At 47.7% G+C, this 17,725-nt stretch carries 11 protein-coding genes; all 11 read right to left on the bottom strand.

Features of this window, described 5'->3' with window-relative positions:
* Positions 1-16: 16 nt before the first annotated feature.
* Positions 17-2,971, bottom strand: coding sequence for a TonB-dependent receptor (locus AR688_RS01595; RefSeq protein ID WP_068228177.1), 2,955 nt, complete (start codon positions 2,969-2,971; stop codon positions 17-19).
* Positions 2,972-3,052: 81 nt separating this feature from the next.
* On the bottom strand, positions 3,053-5,701 hold the full coding sequence (locus AR688_RS01590; RefSeq protein WP_068228174.1) for a glycoside hydrolase family 16 protein: 2,649 nt from the start codon (positions 5,699-5,701) through the stop codon (positions 3,053-3,055).
* 265 nt (positions 5,702-5,966) lie between these two features.
* Positions 5,967-6,869 (bottom strand): porin, encoded by a 903-nt coding sequence (locus AR688_RS01585; RefSeq protein WP_068228173.1) that lies wholly within the window; start codon positions 6,867-6,869, stop codon positions 5,967-5,969.
* A gap of 253 nt (positions 6,870-7,122) precedes the next feature.
* Positions 7,123-7,845, bottom strand: a complete 723-nt coding sequence (gene phoU / locus AR688_RS01580; protein WP_068228172.1) for a phosphate signaling complex protein PhoU — start codon at positions 7,843-7,845, stop codon at positions 7,123-7,125.
* A gap of 29 nt (positions 7,846-7,874) precedes the next feature.
* Positions 7,875-8,645: a phosphate ABC transporter ATP-binding protein PstB gene (pstB, locus tag AR688_RS01575; RefSeq protein WP_068228171.1), complete on the bottom strand. Its 771-nt coding sequence runs from the start codon at positions 8,643-8,645 to the stop codon at positions 7,875-7,877.
* A gap of 55 nt (positions 8,646-8,700) precedes the next feature.
* The gene (gene pstA, locus AR688_RS01570; protein ID WP_068228170.1) at positions 8,701-10,071 is read right to left on the bottom strand and encodes a phosphate ABC transporter permease PstA; all 1,371 of its coding nucleotides are present in this window, start codon (positions 10,069-10,071) and stop codon (positions 8,701-8,703) included.
* A 3-nt stretch (positions 10,072-10,074) separates the two neighbouring features.
* Positions 10,075-11,454 carry a phosphate ABC transporter permease subunit PstC gene (pstC, locus tag AR688_RS01565; protein WP_068228169.1) on the bottom strand — a complete coding sequence of 460 codons (1,380 nt, stop codon included), beginning with the start codon at positions 11,452-11,454 and terminating at the stop codon, positions 10,075-10,077.
* Positions 11,455-11,578: 124 nt separating this feature from the next.
* Positions 11,579-12,607 carry a substrate-binding domain-containing protein gene (locus AR688_RS01560; protein WP_068228168.1) on the bottom strand — a complete coding sequence of 343 codons (1,029 nt, stop codon included), beginning with the start codon at positions 12,605-12,607 and terminating at the stop codon, positions 11,579-11,581.
* 92 nt (positions 12,608-12,699) lie between these two features.
* Positions 12,700-13,350, bottom strand: coding sequence for a GGDEF domain-containing protein (locus tag AR688_RS01555; protein WP_197412083.1), 651 nt, complete (start codon positions 13,348-13,350; stop codon positions 12,700-12,702).
* 280 nt (positions 13,351-13,630) lie between these two features.
* Positions 13,631-16,726 (bottom strand): S8 family serine peptidase, encoded by a 3,096-nt coding sequence (locus tag AR688_RS20585; protein WP_068228166.1) that lies wholly within the window; start codon positions 16,724-16,726, stop codon positions 13,631-13,633.
* 342 nt (positions 16,727-17,068) lie between these two features.
* Positions 17,069-17,563, bottom strand: a complete 495-nt coding sequence (locus AR688_RS01545) for a PEP-CTERM sorting domain-containing protein (RefSeq protein ID WP_068228165.1) — start codon at positions 17,561-17,563, stop codon at positions 17,069-17,071.
* Positions 17,564-17,725 lie beyond the last annotated feature (162 nt).

The following is a 17,725-nucleotide window of genomic DNA, read 5'->3' as shown; positions in this document are numbered from 1 at the left end:
GCTAAATTACGTAACCTTACTGGAAGCTGTACCGCACACCCAACGCATAGCGCGTACCATATTGGCGGGCAAACAGGAACTGCTCTTCATAACGGCCATAGCCTTGCTCGGTTTCATTGTTCAGGTTAATACCTTCGATAAATACCGTCAGGTTGTCGTTAATATCGTAGTTAATGCTCATATCCCACTGGCCAAACGTTTTAGCAAACTGCGGCGGTGCATCTGACGACCCCTGCGACTGGCCAACGCCGATTAAATAAGCATCACGCCAGGCGTAAGTCACCTTCACTGATAAACCATTGTTTTCATAAAACGCCTGGAAGTTTGCTGAATCACCCAGACCATTCAGCGGTGATTGCACTTCGAGGCTGTTCACATCAAACTTTACATCACCGTCAACAAAGGTGGCGTTGGCGCCAACACCAAAACCACTGCTACCGAACAAATGCTGTACAGCCACTTCAAAGCCATCGACTGATTTATCGTCACTGTTATACGGCCGGGTCACCAGCCAGGTGATTAAAGGGTCATTGGCCGTCGGTTCAATTACGCCGTTGGCATTACCATGGCCATTGTCCAGCATTTGCTGGTAAACCAGGCCAATATCAGGATTATCATCACCGGCATCAATTAGCTGTTGCTGGGCCTCCAAAAAACGGGGGCCCAGATAAATATCATGCAATCCTTCGAATTGAGTTTCGATAGTTTCGTTGGCAATAAAGTTTTTCACATCCTTTCTAAAATACCCCACCGACGCATAACTGCCCTCGGCATAGTAATATTCCAGGCTAAGATCTAAATTTTTTGATTCAAACGGCTGTAGATTAGTATTGCCTTCACCGCCGGTACGCGAGCCAATTTTCGGGCTGCCACTTAAGCTGCGCCCGCCAGCCAGGTTCCCCAGCGGTGCTCTGGCGATAGTTTTACCCCAGGAAAAACGCGCAACAAGTTCGTCGGTCAAATCGATACGGAAGTCAAACATTGGCAGCAGTACATCATGCTTACCTGTCATCGTTAAAAATGTATCCTCACCTTGCAGGTACTGCATAATCCACTCTGACGCTGATGCCCAGACAACTTGCTGCGGTACTGTCTGGCGTACAGTGCTGGTAACATCAGTCTCTTCATAGCGGACACTGGCATTAAACCGGGCCGGAAAACGGCCAATATCAAACTGCCAGTCTGACTGCAAATACACGCTGAGCGTTTCTTCCTGCACATAGCTTTCACTGTCGATACCGTCGTAATAGGCATCCGGTACATAAGCATCCGCTCCCATTACCGCTTCAGTCAGGTAAGCTTGCTGGCGTGCCACTGCTTCATCAAAGCTATAGGTATAGTAATAGGGCGATGCCATATTTAAACCACCACCGCTAAACTCATCTAAAAAGTTCGCAGTACTATGTCGGATAAACATGCTGTCAGGAAAGATCTCCGTAAAACTGGGGTTAAACCCCGCGCCACCGCGCAGACCACTCCAGGCACTGTAGCCACCCATAGTCTGGTCGGTATACGCCACACCCGCTTTAATGCTGGCAAGCGGGATATCAAACACCGAGTTATACCAGGTAGAGTCAATTTGCAGCTGTTTGATTGCCGACTCGCCAGGCGAGTGAGTAAACTGGCTAAAGTTAGAATCCATTTCTCCGGGCATTAACTCATTTGTACCATTGCGCCATAAAATAGAAGCCTGCGGGATATCACCAGTACGATAATCGTAAATTTTAGTGGTTAGCTGGTCAGAACCAATAATGACCTGGCCGTCACTACCTAAGCCTTTATCCGCGCCATTATCGATTTTGTTATCTGAGTCATGGTAATCCAGGCTCATATGAAAATCGGCCGTGATTTGCCAGTCCAGATTTAAACCTACCGAACGCGCCAGTACTTCTGTAGTGCTGCGGCTTGCCGTAAAAGAACCATCATTGCCGCTGATATCAGCATATAACGCTGTACCGTTAGCATCGAGCTCGTACGCATTAATATTACCGCCAAATTCGTTCCAGATACCCCAGCCAATAGTATTGACACCGGTAATGGCCTGCGACGCGGTATAATCCAAGGTTGCGACAAAATTATCCACCGGAGCAAACTGCAGCGTAACCTGGCCATTGCTGCGCTCACGTTCTACATCATCAATGCCGTAGTTCATATCTTTAGCAAAAAACGCAGGCCCGATTTTATTGCCTTCGGCATCTTCCGGCCGGGCATCTACCACATTAGCGGCATCAAGCGTTGGCAAACTGGTTTGTGCCTGCCAGCCCTGAATATTAGCGTACTGACGCTGGAAATCGCGCTGTTGGTGCGACACCGATACCGCCACACCAAATTTTTCATCGGCAAAGGTATTACTGTACATCGCCGACAGTTCAGGAGTGATATCATCTCCCTCTTCGTTGGATGAGTCATAAATGCCTTTTGCTGATACCGAATAACGCTGTCCCGGGCTTTGCAGCGGCTTGGCAGTAATAATATTAACAGTTGCACCTAAGCCGCCACTGGGGTTTTCTGCCCGGGCGGTTTTATACACTTCAAGCGCACTTACACCATCTGAGGCCAGATTTTCCAAATTATAGGAGCGGGTATTACCGGTGCCCGGCATTTGCCGGCCATTCAGGGTGATCAGGTTAAATTCCGGGCCAAAACCGCGTACCGTGATCTGGCTGCCTTCACCATTAGCACGGCTAACCGATACGCCGGTAATACGCTGTAATGACTCAGCCAGGTTGGTGTCTGGAAACTTACCCATTTCCTCCGCGGATATGGCATCAACTACACCGCTGGCATCACGTTTTACGTCCATTGAACGGATCAAACTGCCACGAATACCACTGACTTGAATCACTTCTATCTCTTCGCTCGCTGCGGCGTTGTCAGCGGCAGTATTGTCCTGTGCCTGTACCAGAGTTGTTGTCATTAACATGGCAATAGCGGTAGCAAGGCGACTTTTAGTAAATGTTATATTTTTCATAATGACCTACTGAGCTCTATTCGTTATTTCCGGCCGGGCTCCAACGCCCGGCATATGCTTATCTGAATACGGATATCCGGGTTAAGGTTGCGTAATGACCACATTATCTAAGCGGTACACTGCCCCATTTCCGGTGCCCCAGGCAGGGAACACCATCAGTACATCAATAGCACTGATATCCAGACCAGCGTCGAACAGATCTTGTAAGCTAAATGTATAGGTTTGCCATTGTCCAACCACCGGCGCCAGCCCTTCAAGACTGCTGCTTAACGGCAACTCTGCAAAACTGGACGCACCATCAGCCTCAATTTTAAACAGCCAGGTTGCAGATGCGTCGCTCGGTGCAGATATGACTTTCATCTCAAAACGCACAACCCCATCAGCCAGCAGAGCCGATGCATCGAAATACACATCATCATCAGCCAGTATGCCCATTACTGTTGGTGTAGCACCAATGATAAACTGAGCGGTGGCACCGTGTTGATCATCGTCCTGTTCAACAGTAGGCGTTGTACCACCGCAACAATCCCAAATTGACCATTGTTCAGCAGCTTCATTTGCGAACAAGGTTAAACCCGGCCCCTGATTTGCTCCCGGCAAATGAATTTTGGCATTGTCTACCCGGTATACCGCACCTTCTCCTGTACCCCATGCCGGATAAATCATAATGACATCGATAGCACTAACATCCAGACCAGCCGCAGCCAAAGCTGCCAGACTAAAGCTATATGTTTGCCATTGCCCGGTCACCGGCGCCTGGCCCTCAATACTGGCGGTTAAATCCAGTTCCACTGCACTGGAAGCGTTATCGGCTTCTGCTTTAAATTTCCAGCTGGCATCAGGGCTGCCGGGAGCATTAACCACTTTCATTTCAAACTGTATCAGACCACCGTCAAGCAAAGCAGTAGCATCAAAAGGTGTATCACTGCCGCCATTCGCGCTGCGGGTAATAAAGCCCATTACTGTTGGCGTAGCACCAATACTGAACTGCGCTACAGTACCATGCTCGGCATCATCCATTTCCTCGGTTGGGCTTGAACCAGCGCAACAGTCCCACATTGGCCAATCCGGATTTTGCTGATCGGCAAACAATACCAACTCAGGAAAACTGATATCAGCACTGATCTTCACATTGTCTACCCGATATACAGCGCCCTCACCAGAACCCCAGACAGGGAAAATCATCAATACGTCAATCGCAGACAGATCCAAACCAGCATCGGCCAGCATCTGTAATGGGAAAGTATAGGTTTGCCATTGACCGGTAACCGGCGCTACGCCTTCACTGCTTGCAGTGATATCCAACTCTACTGCTGTGCTTGCGCCAACACTTTCTACTTTAAATTTCCACACAGACGCAGCATCATTCGGGGCCGATACCACTTGCATATCAAAACTGATAGTACCGGTTTCAATAATTGGTGAAGCGTCAAATGGTGAAGGCTGGCCTTGCTCATCGGTAATAAATTCCTCGCGGCTGGTGAAACCATTCACCGTAGGTGTAGCAGCGACACTGAACTCATATACATCACCTCTGTCTGCATCGGCAACCAGAGTAGGTGTTGTACCACCACAGCAATCCCATGCTGCCCAGTTCGGGTTTGGCGTACCGCCGAAAATAGTCAGATTTTGCGGGATACCGCTAGATGGCGGTGAAGGAATAGGTGCAGCACCGATAACCAGGGCATCGGCTTCATCTTCATAACCTGGCCTTATTGTCTCGCAACCTTTACCGGTATCCGGGTTAGCCGCACACTGATAAACGCGCACGTAATCTACAACAAAGCTTTGCCCTTCAGCAAAAGCTGAGGCATCTATACCCAGGTTATTGACGTTTTCGGGCCAGTTACCACCAACAGCCAGATTCAGGATCATAAAAAATTCCTGATCGAATGGCGCGCTGTCCCAATGAGTTTGCAGCTCACCGCTGGACTGATCAAAGTACTCAGCAAACCAGCCACGATGTGACAAGCCGATAGCTTCGTCTCTGCTATTGTAACGCACTACAGACTGGCGCTGTGTGGCATAAAGATAGCCATCTACATACCAGCGAATTTCACCTTCCTGCCATTCAATGGCATAGGTATGGAAATCGTCTGCCGGGTTTACACCATCGGGTAATTGGTAGGATTTACCTGAACTGGCGTTGTTCGGCCATTCGCGGCCATAGTGCAGCGTACCGTGTACGTTTGATTCGGCAACTCCGTCCTCACCCACTACTTTGAGGTTAACCGCCTCCAGAATGTCAATTTCGCCTGATCTCGGCCAGCCACCGTACACACTGTCTGTAGGCATCATCCAAAATGCCGGCCAGCTGCCCTGCCCATACGGCAGTTTGGCGCGCATTTCAAAGCGACCATATTTAAAGTCAGCTTTGTGCTGTGTAGTTAACCGGGTAGAAGTATAGGGTTTTTCAGCACCTTCAGCGGCAGGCAGAGCAACAATATTAAGCATGCCATCTTTAATAAAGGCATTATCACTGCTGTCGGTATAGCATTGCTTTTCGTTATTGCCGCCGCCCGAACAATTAATTTCATAGTTCCATTTTGTACTACTGATGGTTGTACCATCAAACTCGTCACTCCAGACCAACTGCCAGTCAGTTACCGGCTGAGTTACATCCACATTATCAAAGTCTGACTGAGTTTCGGCACCTCCGCCACACCCCGATAAAGTTGATACAAGCAAGCCTGCGCCAACAAGCGCAGCCAAATTTGCTGATTTTTTCATGCTATCCTTCCCCGTGTTATCAGTTTTTAGTGATGGCTTTAAGTAAGTATTTTTTTACCATCAATGTAAGCGCTTTCATAAGTTAAGACACAATACTGAAAACGTCAATGCGACACAGCGCATTTTTTGCACAAAAAAGCGAAGTAAGGTGTAAGAGGAAAATAGGCTTATTTAAAAACAACAGGTTATATGTGTTTAACCCTACTAAAGAAAACGCCAGCAATATGGCTGGCGTTTGAAGCAATAAACAGAACTGTTATGAGTTTTAAAATCTATGTTTAATACCCACAGCCAGATAATCGCGATCGGGTTCTGGAGTATCTAAATTGAAGCTGCTGTACCAGGCAAATAATGTGGTGTTTTTGCCGGCTTTGTAATCCACCCCTACACTGACGGAGTTATCGTCCTCCAGTGTTTGATATTGTGCTTTCAGCTCAGTTTTACCCATAGGATAAGCCGCACTTACCAGCCAGCCGTCTTGCTCTAGCCCGGTTTCAATTTCTTCCTGACGTTGCACTATAGCGCCCAGTTTAACGCCGCCGATTTTAGTTTGCGTGCTTAACCGCATGGCGTCATAGCCATCAACTTCAGCATCCAGCGCCACAGAGGCATAAAAGTTGATACTTTTAAGCTCCTCGTCGCCGTAAAACAGCGCAGCAGAGTAAGCATCTTCAGCGTCGGCTGAATCTTCCAGAATGTAGGTCAGTTGGGCGCCAAAGCCGTTGATAACCGGTGTAAAGTAACTGATAGAATTATTGGCGCGCACTTCGGCTTCCCACAAAGCGCCCAAATCACCTTCAAAATCGTTAAATTGATCAATTTTAGCCTGCGACATTTTCAGTGCGGTATCGTGCCGCCCCAACCGTACTTCACCAAAGCCACCTGCCAGGCCAATATATTGGTTACGGGCGGTAACATTGCTACTGCTGCTGTCAGATACATTGACACCCCACTCCAGCTGATATACCAGCGTAAGGCCGTCATCCAACGCATAGTCGCCTTTTAAACCAAAGCGTGAGTTATTACTTTTAAGCTCAGAAAAACGCCCTTCACCTTCATCACCAGACTGTGCAGATACATTAATCAGGCCATAAATGGTAATCGGTTCAGCATTTACTGCTGCTGTTGCTGTAATCATCATTGCCACTGCTATCGCTGTTTTATTCATCTTCACATCCGGGTTAGTTTAGCTGCTGGCACGCGGTACCAGATTCTGACGGCGACTATCATATGAATCTTTTATGACAAAAAAATGACAGTATGACATTTTTACTACTTTAAAATGATTCTTTTATGACTAAGAACTTCTGCTCTATTTGACACCAAGTATTTATCAAAATCTGGCAAAAGCCAGCCAACTTAGCTTGCGACAACAAAAAAGGGCCAACAGGCCCTTTTTAAAGTGGTTTAAAAATGATTTTTCAGGGCTTTTTCGTGACAACCTGCGTTAGTTCATCATCACTCAGATATGCAACATTGCGCCCTCTGGCCAGAAAAATAGCATGCTGACAAATATTCCGGCTGTGATCGCCGACTCTTTCCAATGCCTTAGCTACATTAGACACCTGCAAACTCACCCCGATCTGCTGGGCATCGTTCATCATGCTGTTAAGACTGTGCTGAATGATGCGGTCGTAATCTTCATCTATCGCTTTATCTTCATGCAACACATGCAAAGCGGCTTCAGCATCCATATTTTTGAAAGCATCTAAAGCGCGCTGCAGCATTAGCTGGGCTTTTGCTGCCATGCTGGTTAATTCGTGCAGTTGTGTATCGTCTGGCCGCCCTTCCGTGATATTTTTCAGCAGTGCTTTAGCAATACGCTTTGCCATATCGCCAATACGTTCTACATCATTAATGCTTTTGAGCACAGCCAGTACTAGGCGCAGATCTGTAGCGGCAGGCTGACGGCGGGCCAGAATATCCAGGCAGTGCTCATCGATATCAACTTCAAAGTCGTTTACTTTGCGATCAAAGTCTTTTACCTGCTGCGCCAGTGCTATGTCACCACTGGCAAAAGCCGATAACGCATCACTTAGCTGCTGCTGAACCAGCGATGCCATCTGCATCAGACGGTCTACCGCTTGTTGTAACTCTGCATCATAGGCCTGCGAGTAATGGCCGCCCATTTTACTATTTGGCATAACAGCGTGCTCCTGAATATTGCCCTGACTTAGCCATAACGACCGGTAATATAGTCTTCGGTACGTTTTTGCTGTGGGTTGGTAAATACATCATTGGTATTACCAATTTCAATAAGATTACCCAAGTGAAAAAATGCGGTGCGATCAGATACCCGGGCCGCCTGCTGCATATTGTGTGTAACGATAACGATGGTGAAGTTTTGCTTCAGCTCGTCTATCAGCTCTTCAATTATAGACGTTGCAATGGGATCAAGTGCCGAACAGGGTTCATCCATCAGGATAACCTCAGGGCTGACAGCTATGCTACGGGCGATACACAAACGCTGCTGCTGGCCACCTGACAACCCTGTACCGGGTTGATCCAGCCGGTCTTTCACTTCATTCCATAAACCGGCACGGCGCAAGCTGGACTCAACAATGTCATCCAGATCGGCTTTACGCTCTGCCAAGCCATGTAATCTTGGGCCATAGGCAATATTTTCATAAATTGACTTGGGAAACGGGTTTGGCTTTTGAAATACCATCCCCACCTGTGCACGCAGTTGCACCACATCCAGTGATGGCTCATAAACGTCGCGACCATCCAGTGCAATACTGCCAGTTACACGGCAATTTTCAATGGTGTCGTTCATACGGTTCATACAGCGCAAAAACGTCGATTTGCCGCAGCCTGACGGGCCGATAAACGAAATCACTTCGTTCTGATATACGTCCATGCTGATACCATGCAGCGCTTCGTTATCGCCGTAAAATACCTTCACATCTTTGGCTCTGATTTTTAGCGGGGCTATGTTTGTCATGCGTTTATCCGTTAGCTAAAACTGAAACTGTTACAACATGCTGGTTAATATAGTCTTACCAGCGTTTTTCGTATTTCTTTCTCAACCAGATAGCCATGCCATTGAGACTGATCATCATCATAAGCAACACGATAATCGCGGCAGATGTACGGGCCTCGAAGAAGTTACGCAACTCGTTGCCCTGCCACAGATAAATTTGTACCGGCAAGGCCGTAGCCTGATCAAAAGGTGAGGCAGGCACAGATGCAACAAAAGACTTCATACCAATCAGCAGCAGTGGTGCTGTTTCCCCCAGCGCCTGTGCTACCCCAAGAATAGCACCGGTTAAAATACCCGGAATGGCCAGTGGCAGCACATGGTGAAAAATAGCCTGCATTTTGGACGCGCCAAGCCCCAGTGCTGCCTGGCGGATAGACGGTGGTATCGCTTTTAAGGTAGAGCGGGTGGCAATAATTACTGTAGGCAACGTCATTAATGATAATACCAGGCCGCCGACAATGGGCGCCGACATCGGCAGATTAAACCAGCCAATCAGTACCGATGCCCCCAGTAAACCGAACACGATAGAAGGCACCGCGGCCAGGTTGTTGATATTCACTTCAACCAGATCTGTCAGTCTATTGCGTGGTGCAAACTCTTCCAGATAGATAGCCGCCGCAACGCCCATCGGTACCGCCAGCACTATCACCACCAGCATCATATAAAATGAGCCCATAAAGGCACCGGCTAAGCCGGCTGAAGCCAGAGAGCTGCGGGAATCCGCATTCATAAACAGGGCTAAACTAAAACGGTTTTGAATAATTCCCTGCTCTGATAACGACTGTACCCATTCGCGCATTTTAGGACTTAATTGCTGCTGGTTATCAGGCAGGCTGCGATCGATATTACCTTTTAACCACACATCAATGTTGGCGTCGGTCAGTAAATGTAAAGTATGGGTTTGGCCGATCACCGAAGGATCAGCCACCACCATATCACGCAATGCGAAACGCTCACCTGAGGTAACAACACGGCCAAGATCACGCCGGTGCTTGGCAGCATCAGGCAACACTTTTTGCAGGCTGTCGGCGATCAGGCGATTAAAGTTAACAAAACCAACCTGATTTTGCCATGCCAGGTCGCGCTGGCGAAAATCATTGTCTGACTCATCAGCCTGCTGCACCGGCTTTTGCGGAACATTGATTATTTTCGGGTCAAAATAAATATCCAGCGTAATAGCAGACTGCCAGAAAGCAGGTATGCCTTTAGCGAAAATATTAATAAACAGCAATGCCACCAGCGCCAGACTGATTAACACTGCGCTTAAACCGAGCGAGCGGAACAGCTTTTCTTTGCGATGACGCTTGCGCAAAGAAGCAATAACTTTTTGCTGTACCTGCGACGGTGCAGCTACTGATTTAATCGGGTTTTCTGCAATTATGGTCATAACTTACTCGTATTGCTCGCGGTACTTACGCACTATTACCAGTGCCATCACGTTTAATAACAGGGTAATGACAAACAGCGTCAATCCCAGAGCAAAGGCTACCAGCGACTGTGGGCTGGAGAAGTCATTATCGCCGGTTAACTGGTTAACAATGGTTACCGTTACCGTAGAGACTGCCTCAAACGGATTGGCGGTAAGCGCCGGGCTGTTGCCGGCTGCCAGTACCACTATCATGGTTTCACCTATCGCACGGCTGGCTGCCAGCAAAACAGCACCAACAATACCGGGTAATGCCGCAGGCAAAACCACTTTGATAATAGTTTCAGATTTGGTAGCACCAAGTCCAAGCGAGCCATCGCGCATGGTTTTTGGCACCTGAGTAATAATGTCGTCAGATAAAGACGAGATAAACGGGATAATCATAATGCCCATTACCACACCCGCGGTAAGAGCAGAGGTCGCACTAATAGTCAGGCCAAACGTATTACCCAGATCGCGTAAAAACGGCCCAACGGTAACCAGAGCAAAAAAGCCGTACACTATAGTTGGAATACCTGCCAGTACTTCAATAGCCGGCTTAGCGATATTACGTAGCCTATAAGGTGCATATTCCGCCAGATAAACCGCCACCATCAGGCCAAGTGGAATGGCAACCAACATCGCAATAGCAGAAATCATCATAGTACCAGCCAGCAACGGTACTAAACCAAAGCTACCTTGCTCACCCACACCAACAGTAGAGAACCGAGGGTTCCAGGTGGTACCAAAGAAAAACTCTGTTGGCGGGATATAACTGAAAAACTTCAGTGTTTCTCCAACCATCGACAGCACTATGCCAATAGTGGTTAAAATGGCAACCGTAGAACACAGTACCAACAAGCTTTTTACCACACGTTCTACCTGATGGCGTGCTTTTAAGGCCGGGGTAATTTTCAACAAGCCAAACAGCATACCAACAGCTGCAATAACAGCGATTAAAGCGGTCAGCACCAAAGCACTATTGGCTTTAAGCTGACGAAAATGCTCAGCTGCCTGTAACTCCCACGGAGCCGCATCCGCAACCACCCCAAAATTATTCGCCAGATTATTAATACGCTGTGTCACTACCCGCAGTTGTTCTGTGCTTTGTGCACTAATATCTGTCGGTAAAGCACTAATCATCATGGCATTAATTACAGCAGGAGATAGCCACAACCATAGCAGAAGAATAAAAAAAGCAGGTAGCACAGCCCACAAACCTACCATCATACCGTAATGATGTGGCCTTGAGTGCATGCGCAAATTGGGGTTAACTGTAGCAATACTTCGGCTGCGACGGGTACCAAACTGATAGCCCAGTGCCAGCAGAACAAGCAGCACTACAATTAACGACAGGTTACTCATGATTACTCCGTAAACAGCTTGGCGCCAGTTCAGATGGCAGTGTAAGCGGTTTATATTTCAATTTTATGACAGCCAAAAGCAGATAAGAGAACCTCATAGGCTCTCTTATCTGGCAAACACTGTATTACAGCGATTTTTTCTGGGTAATAGCCTGCATGATCTCAGCACGCTCATCATCTGCCAGCGGAATTAGACCAGCACTTTCCAGCACACTGCCAAAACCTGACATGCCGTCACTAATATGAAATTGGGCATATTCCTGCAGCCCTGGGATCACACCAATATGTGCGCCTTTAACATAAATATATAGCGGGCGAGATACAGGGTATTCACCCGAAATAATCGTATCCTGATTTGGCTCTACGCCAGACATGGTTGCTACTTTAATGCGGTCACGGTTAGCTTCATAAAAGCTCAGACCAAATACACCCATAGCATCTTTTTGCGCCTGCAGACGTGCTAGCGTTTCAGTGTAATCACCGGCAATTTCAACTACCCGGCCGTCGGTACGCATAGCGGTACACACTTTATGCGCCGCATCTTTATCCATGGCTTTAATTTCAGCAAGCGTCTGGCAGCCCGGAATAACGGCTTTTTCTTCATATACTTCACGGGTACCGTGGTTAGAGCCCGGTATAGCCAGCAAAATTTCCTGATCTGGCAGGCTGGCGTCTATCTGTGACCAACGGCTGTATGGGTTAGCAACCATTTTACCGTTTTGCGGCACCTGAGCAGCCTGAGCTAAAAATACGTGCTTTGGCTCTAACGTAGTGAAGGTTGCAGCGTCAGTGCGTGAAGCAAATACAATACCGTCATAGCCAATTTTTACTTCAATAATTTCTTTTACGCCATTAGCTTTACAGGCTTCAACTTCATTGGGTCGCATTTTGCGTGAGGCGTTGGCAATATCTATAGTATTGGCACCCACACCCTGACAAAACTGGCGCAAACCGCCTGACGAACCGCCAGAACCTACAACAGGCGTACGAAACTGTGCAAAGTTATTACCAAACTCTTCAGCAACCACAGAAGAAAATGGTAACACCGTTGATGAGCCAGCAATTTGAATAGTGTCACGGCTGCTTTGAGCCTGTGCAGAACAGGTAACGACGCCAACAGCTAACAGCACGGCAGTAAGAGTATTCAGTTTCATGGTAATTCCTCGGTTGTCCGATGTTGAACTGGTACTAGTTTGCTGCATTTTTATTTCAGTAATATGACAGCGAGCATTTTTTTATCTGGTTTCTAAACACCTGTTTGCACGGCACAGCGATTACGCCCCTGATGCTTGGCCTGATACAACGCCTGATCAGCCCTTAATAGCAGCTTGTCCAAATCGTCACGCTCTGGCAGGTACATGGCAATGCCAATACTGCAACTAAGATGCAGCACTGTACCGCTTGTAAGGGTAAAATTATATTGTGCCACTGTCATGCGGATCCGCTCGGCTGACAAAATAGCGGTTTGCAAATCAATTTCGGGCAGTACCAGAATAAACTCCTCACCACCGTAACGGCCGAGTAAATCTGTGTCGCGGATACTCTGCTGGCATAGCAAGGCAAAATCACGCAGCACTTTGTCACCGGCAGCATGACCATACTGGTCATTAATCTGTTTAAAGTGATCGATATCCAGCATCAGCACAGCTAAATCTTTCTGGTACCGCTTAGCACGGCGCAGTTCACTTAGTGCTTGCTGCATAACCGCGCGCCGATTTAATAAGCCGGTAAGAAGATCGGTGCTGGCCAATTGCAGCAACTCTTTATTACGTTCAATCAGTTGCTGTTCGGTTTGTGCATGGCGGGCTATTTCGGCTCGTAAGGCAGCAGCCATGCGGCGAGACCTGAGGGTAATAAAGCCTAATAACGCGATAACCAGCAACAGCAGTAGCGACATAAAAATCAGCTTGTAATCAGCAGGCCCTGTCATCGTATTACGGGGCAAGGTATCAGCACGTACACAAGCACTTAATAAGGCAGCCATTAGTAGCAGTAAGTTAAGCCACAATAGTTGCCGCGGTTGACTACATCTAGCTGTCAGCACAACAAGCTCCCAGCCGTTCCCGGGCGTTATAAGTCGCTTATTCAGTATAGGCCAGCTTATTAAGCCTTACAGCGGCAGTTTTAGTTAAAAAAAAGCCCGGTTTTTCAACCGGGCCCTTTCAATTACCATACGATCAGTTTGCTGTTACTTCCAGCAAGGTTGTTGCCTGCTCAAGGCCATCAGCACCTTTAAACGATACCACACCCAGATATGGGAACGGGCTGGCAGTCAGGTTAGACGTTTGCACAGTAACATTGTTAGAACGACCTTCAATTGCCCTGGTACTGGCGGCAACTCTGGTATTACCTGCATTGGTGCCCACTATCCATAATGGCATAGTGTAGTCAACCGTCGCCTGACCTAACAGGTCGTATGCATGCACGAATACCAGATAGAAGTCACCGGCAGCGCCATTAGCAGCAGGTGCTGGATCCAATAACATCACCTGCTCATTACCACCACTGGCGGCTGAAGAACCTACCGCGGTACAAGAAGACGCAATACAACGGTATACGTACATATCTAAATCAGCACCTGGCACACTGGCCAAAGCCTCATACAAGCTGAAACGTAATACTCTGGTACCAGCCGGTACTTCGAACGTATGTAAACCTAAGCCTGGTTCATTGAAACTGAAATTACTATCAGGATCCTGCGGAATGGTACGGCTGGAACCTGCTGGTGCATTCAGGCCGACAATGCTGGCGCTGGTCGAACCGGTGTAATTCATTGCCACCGGGAAGCTAATACGGCCTGCTTTAGCCACTACTGAAGCGGCAATAGTTGCCGGCGCATCAATCAGTTCTGGTGGTACTACTCTGACCGCGATCGGGCTGCGCACACTGTGCACACCGTCAGACCAGGTAATAGCACCAAACACCCATTGCCCGATAACAGCGCTTTGGTTCGGCGTAAAGGTTAAACCATACGCAGCAGTACCATTGGCAGGCACTGCCATGCTATTGCCACCTACTACGGTAACATTCACACCGGCCGGTGCTTCAATTGTTGCCGTATAAACCGAGGCTGAACCGCTAACATCCGTTACTTCACGGTATAAAGTTTCTGTACCAGACAACTCGCCAATAGCCAGTGATGGCAGGTTTAGCTGGCTTGGATCAGTGTCGTAATTAGCCGCTTCAAACGCATCACAGGAGAAACCACTTGCGCTCAGTACAAAAGAACGGTTGCCAATACCACACAGGAAGGCAAAGTAGTCCAGATTGCTGATGTCGTAAGTTAAACCTGGGTTAGTCGCTTTGTTTGGTACCGCATGGCCTGCACCAAAATCAAACGGATCTGCTGGTGTAACACCGTTTTCTTTGGTTAAATCCTGACGTGCTGTAGTCATCAGCGCAGATTTAATCATCGCAGGTGTCCAGCTTGGGTTAGCTTCTTTTACCAGAGCAGCCATACCTGCAATATGCGGGCTGGACATAGAAGTCCCCTGCAGATAGGTAAAGCTGTTACCGTGCGCAGCTAACATAGGCTCAGATGATGCACCAGCCAGAATTTTAACGCCCGGTGCAGTAATATCAGGCTTGATAACATCAGACGTTGCCAAGTTAGGGCCGCGTGACGAGAAACCCGCCATCAGGTTGCCAACTTCAACTACATCAGTAACAAACACAGACGGGCTCATTGTTACACTAACAGTACCACCAGCGGTAACTTCAGCATTAAACGCATTACCTGCAGCCAGCGTAGTCATTACCGCTGGAATAGCAAAACTACTTGAGCCACCCATAACAGATGGAGAAGCAGTAGTATTGTTATATACAATAACCCCTACAGCACCGGCAGCTTCTGCAGCGGCCAGTTTAACGTCAAAGTTACAGGTGCCGCGCTGAATCAGCGCAAACTTACCAGCCAGCTCAACCGCATTACTTAGCGGTGTACAAGCTTCAATCGGAGAAGCAACCGCAATGTCGGCAGTAATATTGCCAGTTTCGCTCAAAGGCTTAGAAGTACCGCCTTCAACGGCAATATAAGTACCCTGCAGCGGACCTGCTGTTACCTCAATACCATTGGCAATACTGGTACCATCATACGTCGATGCCGCAACCGTGGTTACCCATGGCGCCGGCGTACCAATAGTACCTGCACCCGGGCCATCATTACCTGCCGACACAGCAACAAATACACCGGCCTGAGTAGCACGCAGCTTGGCCGCTACAGCTAAGGTGGTTAAATCGGTTAAACTACCACCGATAGAATAGTTAATAACATCAACACCATCAGCTACGGCCTGATCAATAGCGGCCATGGTATCGCCATAGAAACAGCCACGCTCGTTTACACCTTCAGGGCTAACATAGCTACTGTTCCAACAGGCTTTATACATAGCGATACGTGCGCGCGGCGCGATACCAGATACGGTCGCAACAGGAGTACCATTAAATACAGCCGTTACACCTTCGTTACCACCAGCGGTTGACGCAACGTGAGTACCATGGTTATCAGCATCACGTGGCGACACAAACTCACCCGGTTGTAACTGATACACGCTTTCAAAAGAGCTTTTATAGTAGCGTGCGCCAATCAGCTTATTGCTACAGCTAAAATCAGCATCTTCACCGGTATCACACACTCCGGTCCAGCCAGCCAGTGGGCCGTATGAACCATCGTCAGCGAAACTTGGATGTTCTGGCCAAATACCGCTGTCAACAATACCAATAACAACATCTTCGCCTTTCACACCCAGAGTGTGTAAACCTTCAGGCGAGCCTGTCAGTTCAAGAAACGCCGGGGTATTTGATGTGGTCAGTTGCTGAGCTTCATCACGCCATACGCCAATAACATTTGGCAAACTGCGCATTGCTTCGGCTTGTGCTGCCGTCATTTTCGCAGAGAAACCATTGAACGTGTGTGTGTAGGAATAAATAACCTGTACTGCACCGGTTTGTGCCGCCAGTTCCTGGTGGAACGCTTTTAAGCTGTTAGTATAACTTTGCATTTTAGCTGAGCCGGCATTATAGCGGTTCAGCGCCCGGGCAACTGATTGTCTGGCGGGCAGCAGCTCACCAAGCTCTTCTGCTCTTTCTACGCCACTTTTGCCTTTCACCTGAACGATATAAGGCACTGCGTCTGTGCTATCGTCGGCTACCTGACGCAGTTGGCTTGGGTCGATGGTCACTTCATATTGGTTTGCCAGTGCATTGGCGTGGACCGCGCCGACAGCTACTGCAACTGCTAGCGCAGTTCTGGACATAATTCTGTTAAATCGCATGTAATATCTCCGTTTATTTTTATTACCCATCAGAGCTGTGCAAACACACAATCAGGTTTTGTTAAACCAAGGCTGTGAACTTGTCACGGCATCTGACGATATTTATTCGAGCACTATTTTTTTAACCTGGATTTCTTCAACCTGACTTGCTTTTTATCTCTACCGACAACATGGCCAAATGTAAAAGCCGCCTGACAGACATGTATAAAAAGCAGACACTTAAATATGGGTTACTACCCCAATCATGGCAACCATGTTGCCCCTGACAGCAGGGACAACATGTGTGAACAAGCCGCCATAGTTGTTAATTACAAATAATTTCACTGATAAAAAAGCTGACACTTAACCTTGACGGCGACGCAGTAATAAACCACCAATCGCACCCAACATCAGAAATACTGTTGCTGGTTCAGACACTAAAGTGGCGTTGCTTAAAGAAAAGGTACCAGCATCAAGGAACTCGCCATCTGTGCTGAAAATATCCATGAAACCTTCACCAAAAGCGCCGTCCCAGAAGCCCTGAAAAGCAAATGAGTTGGAGATATCATTTACGTCAAAGTTTAAGAAGCTAAAACCTGCAGCCAGGTTGAACGGGTCATATTCAGCCAGAAACAGAAAGCTCTCACCGATGGTAAAACCGAACAGTTCAAACGCTTCCCACTCAAGTACATTACCGAACTCGTCAATGTTATCCAGATCAACAGACAGCACACCAAAACTGGTGCCATCTTCAAACAGGAATTCTTGTGTCATGATAGGCGCGGCCTGCACGGTCTGCGGTAACGCCAGACTGCTCAGTACCAAAGCTGATAGAGCAAACAATATAGACTTCAACATGGATATACCTCTGAATTTTGTTATTGGTTGTAGTAAATGCAATAGCTTGCATCAGGACAATGCATAAACCAATCCAACTAATTATTTTGATAAAAATCAACAAGATAATAAAATCACACTCAAAGATACACCTGTAACTTTATGTTACTGACAAAAAAGCGG

This window comes from Rheinheimera sp. EpRS3, from assembly GCF_001513785.1.
GTDB lineage: Bacteria > Pseudomonadota > Gammaproteobacteria > Enterobacterales > Alteromonadaceae > Alishewanella.
This window is presented reverse-complemented; position numbering and strand designations above follow the sequence as displayed.